General features: G+C 46.6%; 6 protein-coding genes. All 6 read left to right on the forward strand.

The genetic code is table 11. The features are described from left to right. Positions 1-148 precede the first annotated feature (148 nt). Complete coding sequence (plsX, locus tag PGQ38_RS16135; RefSeq protein WP_270432637.1) at positions 149-1174, forward strand: phosphate acyltransferase PlsX; 1026 nt, start codon at positions 149-151, stop codon at positions 1172-1174. Positions 1175-1253: 79 nt separating this feature from the next. Next, positions 1254-1937, forward strand: a complete 684-nt coding sequence (rnc, locus tag PGQ38_RS16140; RefSeq protein ID WP_118578867.1) for a ribonuclease III — start codon at positions 1254-1256, stop codon at positions 1935-1937. Between the two features lie 18 nt (positions 1938-1955). After that, positions 1956-5516 carry a chromosome segregation protein SMC gene (gene smc, locus PGQ38_RS16145; RefSeq protein ID WP_204452987.1) on the forward strand — a complete coding sequence of 1187 codons (3561 nt, stop codon included), beginning with the start codon at positions 1956-1958 and terminating at the stop codon, positions 5514-5516. A gap of 14 nt (positions 5517-5530) precedes the next feature. Then, positions 5531-6472, forward strand: a complete 942-nt coding sequence (gene ftsY, locus PGQ38_RS16150) for a signal recognition particle-docking protein FtsY (RefSeq protein ID WP_118578863.1) — start codon at positions 5531-5533, stop codon at positions 6470-6472. A gap of 29 nt (positions 6473-6501) precedes the next feature. Beyond that, the gene (gene ilvA / locus PGQ38_RS16155; protein WP_118578861.1) at positions 6502-7713 is read left to right on the forward strand and encodes a threonine ammonia-lyase; all 1212 of its coding nucleotides are present in this window, start codon (positions 6502-6504) and stop codon (positions 7711-7713) included. A gap of 290 nt (positions 7714-8003) precedes the next feature. Further along, positions 8004-9065: a tryptophan--tRNA ligase gene (gene trpS, locus PGQ38_RS16160; RefSeq protein ID WP_118578859.1), complete on the forward strand. Its 1062-nt coding sequence runs from the start codon at positions 8004-8006 to the stop codon at positions 9063-9065. Positions 9066-9103: the final 38 nt, after the last annotated feature.

Consider the following 9103-nt stretch of genomic DNA (forward strand, 5'->3'; position numbering starts at 1 on the left):
CGGGATAGTGTACCTTGTAGCCTTTTTCAAACATGCTCTGGTATGGCGGAGCTGTTGAACAGGGCTGTGTTTTGCGTATCCCGTTTATAATGGATGTTTTCACATTACCAGATTACAGTATTGAAGAATATCCGAAGAGGAGAAAAATATGGCAGAGACAGTTAGAGTTGTAGTAGATGTCATGGGCGGAGACAACGCTCCGGCAGAACCAGTGAAAGCAGCTGTAGAGGCTGTTACCGAGAGGGAAGACATTGATGTGATCCTTACCGGCAGGCAGGATGTAATTGAGAATGAGCTGAGTAAATTTCAGAATTACCCCAAGGAAAGAATCCGGATCGTGAATACCACAGAGGTGATCGAGACAGCAGAGCCTCCGGTTCTGGCAATCCGTAAGAAGAAAGATTCTTCCATTGTGGTAGGACTGAATCTTGTGAAGAAGCAGGAAGCAGAAGCATTTGTTTCCTCTGGAAGCTCAGGCGCCATTTTAGTAGGTGGTCAGGTGATCGTAGGAAGAAGCAAAGGAGTACAGCGTCCGCCGCTGGCACCCTTGATTCCTACCCAGAATGGTGTGTCACTTCTTATTGACTGCGGTGCGAACGTAGATGCCAGACCAGAGCATCTGGTACAGTTTGCGAAGATGGGTTCCATCTATATGGAAGACGTGGTTGGAATCAAGAACCCTCGTGTTGCCATTGTAAACATTGGTGCAGAGGAGGAGAAGGGAAATGCCCTTGTGAAAGAGACGTTCCCTCTTTTGAAGGAATGCCCGGGGATCAATTTTATTGGAAGTATTGAAGCAAGGGATATTCCGGCTGGTTATGCAGATGTGATTGTCTGCGAGGCTTTTGTCGGGAACGTGATCCTGAAGCTTTATGAAGGACTTGGAAGTACCTTTATGAAGATGCTTAAAACCGGCCTTATGAAAGACACCCGCAGCAAGGTTGGAGCTCTTCTGGTGAAACCGGCCGTCAAAGAAACCATGAAGGCATTTGATGCAAGTGAGTACGGCGGAGCTCCTCTTCTGGGTCTTAAGGGACTGGTTGTGAAGACACACGGCAGTGCCAGGGCGGTTGAAATCCGCCACGCTATTTTTCAGTGTGTTCAGTTCAGACAGCAGAAGATCAATGAGAAAATCGCTGCCCATATGGTGGAAGAGACACCAGAAAAAGCATGATCATCCATGCATTGCAGCAGACTCTTCGGCAAAGACCTGCCGGGGGTCTGCCAGCTAGTCAGAGGGAAGGAAGTTTATCATGGAAAAAAAGTTAAAAGCATTGGAGAACCGGATCGGTTATGAGTTCAGGAATAGAAACCTTCTGATCCTTGCACTGACACATAGTTCTTATGCCAACGAGAAGAAGCTTGGTAAGGCAGGCTGCAACGAGCGCCTGGAGTTTCTTGGAGATGCAGTTCTGGAGCTGATCAGCAGTGATTTTCTTTATAAGAAATTCACCCAGATTCCAGAGGGCGAATTGACCAAGAAGAGAGCCAGCCTGGTTTGCGAGCCCAGTCTTGCTTATTGTGCAAGAGATTTCGGACTGCCGCAGTATCTGCTCCTTGGAAAAGGTGAGGACATGACCGGTGGAAGAAACCGTGACTCTATTGTTTCTGATGCAACAGAGGCTCTGCTTGGAGCTATCTATCTGGACGGTGGTTTTGCTAGCGCAAAGGAGTTTGTTCTGAAATTCATTCTGAACGATCTTGAGAATAAACAGCTCTTTTATGATAGCAAGACCATCCTGCAGGAAATCGTACAGGAGAAGGGAACCCATCTTGTGGAGTACCATCTGATAAAAGAAGAAGGCCCGGATCACAATAAAAGCTTTACCGTGGATGTGCTTGTCAGCGGTCATGTGATGGGTACCGGAGTAGGACATACCAAGAAAGCTGCCGAACAGGAAGCTGCTTACCAGGCAATCCGGAAGATGAGAAAATAATAACAAGGATTCGAATACATGTATTTAAAAAATATTGAAGTGCACGGGTTTAAGTCCTTTGCACAGAAAATCAATTTCGAATTTCATAATGGAATTACGGGAATCGTTGGCCCCAACGGCAGTGGAAAAAGCAACGTAGGTGATGCGGTCCGCTGGGTTCTTGGAGAACAGAGTGCCAAGCAGCTTCGAGGCGGAAACATGCAGGACGTTATTTTTTCCGGTACGGAGACCAGAAAGCCCCTTAGCTTTGCTTCTGTTGCCATTACTCTGGATAACAGCGATCACAAGCTTCCGGTTGATTTTAATGAGGTTACGGTTACCCGAAGACTTTACCGCTCCGGTGAAAGTGAATATCTTATTAATGGAAGTGCCTGTCGTCTGAAGGATATTAATGAGATGTTTTACGATACCGGTATTGGGAAAGAGGGCTATTCCATCATCGGGCAGGGACAGATCGATAAGATCTTAAGCGGTAAGCCGGAAGAGCGCCGTGAGCTTTTTGATGAAGCAGCCGGAATCGTAAAGTTTAAGCGAAGAAAGGCAACTACCATTAAGAAGCTGCAGGACGAGCAGGCGAACCTGGTGCGTGTTACCGATATTTTAAGTGAGCTTACCAGACAATTGGGCCCTTTGGAGCGCCAGTCCGAGACAGCCAGAATTTATCTTGCCAAAAGAGACACTTTGCGGGAACTGGATGTGAACAGTTTTCTTCTGGAAAACGAGGAGACCAGCCGTGAATTAAAAGAGCTGGATACCAAGAATACCAGGGCCGCTGAGGAGCTGGAGGAGAATCAGAAGGCCTACGAGCAGACGAAAGTGGAATATGACCGTCTGGAAGAGGAACTGGAACAGTTGAATTCCCAGATGGATCAGCTGCGTGAAGAGACGCAGAATAAGGCAATCCGCAGGCAGCAGCTGGATGGTGAGACCAAGGTACTTCGGGAACAGATTTTGTCCGGAGTGCAGAGCGAAGAGCATTACAAGAGCCGTCTGCAGACCATTGAGGCGGATCTGAAGGAACGTCAGGAATCTCTGGAGAGGCAGGAGGCGGAGAAATCCCAGCTCCATGCAGCTCTTCTGGAAGCAAGGAAGCGCCAGGAGGCAGAAGAGGACCGGATTTCCAATATTCAGGCACAGATCGAAGAGTGCTCCCAGGCAGTGGAGAATGGCAAGAACGAGATTATCGAGCTTCTCAATACCCGTGCCACTACCAAAGGAAAAGCCCAGCGTTTCGATACCATGATGGAGCAGATCGATATCCGTAAAGCGGGAATCAGTCAGAGACAGCTTCATTTGAAAACAGAGGAAGCCCAGCAGCAGAGTGAGCTGGAGAGGGCAAAGGAGAAGTTTCAGGGAATTACCACACTTATCCAGGACATGAATGCAGAGTGTCAGCGCCTGGATAATGAAGTACATAAAATTACAGATGAATTAAAGAAACAGAACGGCCAGATGGAAATCGGCCAGAGCGCATATCACCGTGAGGCTTCCAGGCTGGAATCTTTGAAAAATATTACAGAGCGCTATGACGGATACGGAAACAGTATCCGCCGTGTAATGGAACAGAAGGACCGAGTACCGGGAATTAAGGGTGTTGTAGCAGATCTGATCCAGGTAAATAAGGAGTATGAGATCGCCATTGAGACGGCTCTTGGCGGAAGTATTCAGAACATTGTCACAGACAATGAACAGACTGCCAAGCACATGATTGAATTTCTGAAGAAAAACCGTTTCGGCCGTGCTACGTTCCTTCCACTTAACAGTATCAATACTAGAAGTGGTTTTACCCAGAGGGATGCGCTGCAGGAGCCGGGAGTGATCGGGCTTGCCAGTGAACTGGTAACTACAGGTCCGGAGTATGCCGGACTTGCTACTTATCTTCTGGGTCGTGTGCTTGTGGTGGATCACATTGACAATGCCATTGCCATTGCGCGAAAGTACCGGCACAGTCTTCGCATGGTAACTGTGGAGGGTGAATCCTTCAGTCCGGGCGGTTCTATGTCAGGTGGTTCTTTTAAGAATAACAGCAACCTTCTTGGCCGCCGCCGTGAGATCGAAGAACTGGAATCCAGTGTGAAGGCTCTTCAAAAAGACATGGATGACATGCAGACGGCTATTAATGATAATCGAAGCAAGCGTAATGTTATGCGTGACACCATTGCAGATCTGCAGGAAAAACTGCGTCAGCAGTATGTTGCCCAGAATACGGCGAAGATGAACATTAACCAGGTAGAAGCCAAGACAAAGGAAATCCAGGCTGGCTATGGAGAGATTCAGAGAGAGCAGATGGAAATCCGCCGTCAGATCGAGGAGGCAGAGGCTGATCACAGCAAGATTGCCGAAGAATTGAAGGCTTCTGAGCAGGATGAGAAAGAACTGGAGACTTTTATCCAGAATAAACAGGAAGAATTAGAGACCTGGAGGGCTGAGGAGCAGGAGGTTTCCAGGAAACTGGAGGCTCTTCGCCTGGGAGCAAGTACAGCCCAGCAGAAAGAAAACTTCGCAGCAGAGACTCTGGGCCGTCTGACTCATGAGATGGAAGCTCTTCGCCAGGAGGAAGCAGATATTCATGAAACGCTGGAGCTTGGCGTCGAAGAGAATGAGAGAAAGCGTCAGTCTGTAGAGAATCTGGAGGCAGTGATCCGGGCTTTGGAAGAGGATGAAACCAAGGCGAAGGCTCAGATGGAGAGCTGGCAGAGTGTGAAGGATGAAAAAAATGCCAGCCACAAGGCATTTTTTGAGAAGCGGGACCAGCTGTCCGGCAGGATTTCACTTCTGGACAAAGAGTGTTACCGTCTGAAAAGTCAGATCGAGAAGCTGGAAGAGCACAGGGAATCTCAGATTTCCTATATGTGGAATGAGTATGAGATCACCCCGAACAATGCCCTTCAGTACAAAAAAGAAGAGCTGAACGATCTGAAAGCCATGAAGAAAGAAATTGCACAGGTGAAGGATGAAATCCGTAAGCTTGGTAACGTTAATGTAAATGCAATTGAGGAATATAAGGAGATTTCAGAGCGTCATGCTTTCCTTTCCGGACAGTATGAGGATCTGAAAACCGCAGAGGCACAGCTGGAGAACATTATCCAGGAACTGGATGAGGGAATGCGTAAACAGTTTACGGAGAAATTCCAGGATATCCAGAGAGAGTTTGACAAGGCTTTCAAGGAATTGTTTGGAGGCGGTAAGGGGACTCTGGAGCTTGAGGAAGACGTGGACATTCTGGAAGCAGGAATTCGTATTATTTCCCAGCCGCCAGGCAAAAAGCTTCAGAATATGATGCAGCTTTCCGGTGGTGAGAAGGCACTTACTGCAATCGCACTTTTGTTTGCAATCCAGAATCTGAAGCCGTCGCCATTCTGTCTTCTTGATGAGATCGAGGCGGCACTTGACGATTCGAATGTAGGCCGTTTCGCAGGCTATCTTCAGAAGTTGACGAAGAACACTCAATTCATTATAATAACACACAGGCGTGGTACTATGAATGCCGCAGACAGACTTTATGGTATTACCATGCAGGAGAAAGGCGTCTCCACGCTGGTTTCCGTTGATCTTGTGGAAAACCAGCTTACGCAGTAAAAGGAGGAGAGGAAATGGCAGAGGAAAAGAAGGGCTTTTTTAAAAGACTTGTCAGTGGCCTGACAAAAACAAGAGACAACATTGTGGCAGGATTCGATTCTCTTTTCACCGGCTATTCAACAATAGATGATGATTTTTATGAGGAACTGGAAGAAATCCTGATCATGGGTGACATTGGAATCAATGCTACCACAGCCATTCTGGACAAATTAAAAGACCAGGTGGAGATCCGGAATATCAGGGATCCCAAGGAGTGCAAGCAGCTTCTTATTGATACCATCAAGGAGCAGATGACGGTGGACAGCACAGAGTACGAGTTTGAAAACCGTAAATCCGTTATTCTTGTGATCGGTGTCAATGGTGTTGGAAAAACAACTTCCGTTGGAAAACTTGCCGGCAAGCTGAAGGACCAGGGCAAAAAGGTTATTCTTGGTGCTGCGGATACTTTCCGTGCAGCGGCAGGGGAACAGCTGACCCAGTGGGCGAACCGGGCAGGAGTGGAGATCATTGGCGGTCAGGATGGAGCAGACCCGGCATCAGTTGTCTATGATGCAGTGGCAGCAGCCAAGGCTCGCAATGCAGACGTTCTGATCTGTGATACCGCAGGAAGACTTCATAATAAGAAGAATCTTATGGAAGAGCTTCGCAAGATTTACCGCATTCTGGAGAAGGAATATCCGGAAGCGTATCTGGAAACTCTGGTGGTTCTGGATGGAACGACAGGACAGAACGCACTTGTGCAGGCAAGACAGTTTGCAGAGGTGGCGAATGTAACCGGTATCATTCTTACCAAGCTTGATGGTACAGCCAAGGGTGGTATTGCGGTGGCAATCCAGTCTGAGCTTGATATTCCGGTGAAATATATCGGCGTTGGTGAGAGCATTGACGATTTACAGAAATTCGATGCAAATTCTTTTGTGGATGCGTTGTTTGACATTCATCCGGATGAAAACTAACCCCACAGACTACAGGAGGAAAAATAAAAATGCTTACATTAGAGAGTTTTGAAGAAGCGGCAGAAATAGTTAAGCAGGTAACCCAGGAGACCAAGTTGGTGAAGAGCAGTTATTTCTCTGAACTCACTGGAAACAAGGTTTTCTTCAAACCAGAGAACATGCAGAGAACAGGTGCATATAAGGTGCGTGGAGCTTATTATAAGATCAGTACTCTTTCCGACGAGGAGAGGGGCAAAGGCCTGATCACAGCTTCCGCTGGAAATCATGCACAGGGTGTGGCATATGCGGCACACAAATACGGTGTGAAGGCCGTGATCGTAATGCCGACCACTACACCGCTTATTAAAGTAGAGCGTACAAAAGGGTATGGCGCAGAGGTTATTCTTCATGGTGATGTTTATGATGAGGCCTGTGCATATGCTCTGGAGCTTGCTGAAGAAAAGGGCTATACCTTTATTCATCCTTTTGATGATCCTGCAGTTGCTACCGGCCAGGGAACCATTGCTATGGAGATCATTCAGGAGCTTCCTCTTGTAGATTATATTCTGGTGCCAATCGGTGGAGGCGGACTTGCAACAGGTGTATCCACACTTGCCAAGCTTCTTAATCCTCATATTAAAGTAATCGGTGTAGAGCCGGCAGGTGCAGCCTGCATGAAGGCTTCTCTTGAGAAAGGGGAGGTTGTTACACTGCCCCATGTAAACACCATTGCAGATGGTACTGCAGTTCAGACTCCGGGCTCTCATATTTTTCCGTATATTCAGGAGAATCTGGATGAAATCATCACGGTTGAGGATGATGAGCTGATCGTTGCATTCCTGGATATGGTAGAGAATCACAAGATGATCGTTGAGAATTCAGGACTTCTGACAGTGGCTGCGCTTCGTCATCTTGATTTCAAGAATAAAAAGGTTGTATCCATTTTAAGTGGTGGAAATATGGATGTGATTACCATGTCTTCTGTAGTACAGCATGGCTTGATCCAGCGTGACAGAATCTTTACCGTATCTGTTCTTATCCCGGATAAGCCTGGTGAACTGGTACGTGTGGCTTCTATTATTGCAGAGAATCAGGGAAATGTTATCAAGCTGGATCATAACCAGTTTGTAAGCACAAACCGTAATGCCGCTGTAGAACTGAAGATCACTTTGGAGGCGTTTGGTACAGACCATAAGAATCAGATCGTGAAAGCGCTGGAGACTGCCGGATGCAGACCGAAAGTAATTCGCGCAAGTCTGTAATTGAAAAATAGAAGCATTTCCCCGCCTTGCAGTTAATAACTGAAGCAACATTACAAATGGTATGAATAAAGTTTGGTATGAATAAAGTTAGTTACTGTTCACTCCGTTCACAAAAAACACCTCGCGGAATGTTACCAGTGAACAGTAACTAAAGTTAGTCTATGTGCTTTGGGCGTTTTGCATATTCATGTAAAAAATGGGGAGTGTTTGCTGAAATGATTATAAATAAGTACAACTGTGTTGGTTAAAAAAAGGATCGGCATGGCGGTGAATATAAGGAGTAGCAAACTATGAAAAAAGTAATTTTAACAGGAGACCGCCCTACAGGCCGTCTTCATGTGGGACATTATGTAGGCTCTTTATCTGAGCGTGTAAAGCTTCAGAATTCCGGAAATTATGACGAGATTTATATTATGATCGCGGATGCCCAGGCGCTTACTGATAACGCAGAGCACCCGGAGAAGGTTCGTCAGAATATTATCCAGGTAGCACTTGATTATCTGGCTTGCGGGATTGATCCGGAGAAATCCACAATTTTCATCCAGTCTATGGTTCCGGAGCTTACAGAGCTTACCTTCTATTATATGAATCTGGTTACAGTGGCCCGTGTTCAGCGTAACCCTACTGTGAAATCTGAGATCCAGATGCGTAATTTCGAAGCCAGCATTCCGGTTGGATTCTTCTGCTATCCTATCAGCCAGGCAGCAGATATCACGGCTTTCCGCGCAACAGCAGTTCCGGTTGGCGAGGATCAGCTTCCTATGCTGGAGCAGTGCAAAGAGATCGTACACAAGTTTAACACAGTATATGGTGAGACACTTACAGAGCCGGAGATCGTACTTCCTTCCAACAAGGCGTGCCTGCGTCTGCCAGGTATTGATGGTAAGGCAAAAATGAGTAAATCTCTTGGAAACTGCATTTATCTTTCCGATGAGGCAGATGAGGTTAAGAAGAAGGTTATGTCCATGTTCACGGATCCGAATCATCTTCGTGTTCAGGACCCGGGAAATGTTGATGGCAACCCGGTATTTATTTATCTGGATGCTTTCTGCAAACCAGAATACTTCCCGGAATTTCTTCCGGATTATCAGAACCTGGACGAGCTGAAAGACCATTATAAGAGAGGCGGACTTGGAGATGTTAAGGTTAAAAAGTTCCTGAACAACGTTCTCCAGGCTGAGCTTGGCCCGATCCGCGAGCGCCGTAAAATGTGGGAACAGCGTATTCCGGATGTTTATGACATTTTAAGAGAGGGCAGTAAGGTGGCTGAGGCAAAGGCAGCTGAGACTCTGAAGGATGTAAAGGCTTCTATGAGAATTAATTATTTTGATGATGATAGTTTGATTCAGTAAAATATGTGGATTTTAAGTGTCAGTAAAATATGTGAATT

It is taken from the genome of Blautia faecis (genome assembly GCF_027662325.1).
GTDB lineage: Bacteria > Bacillota > Clostridia > Lachnospirales > Lachnospiraceae > Blautia_A > Blautia_A faecis.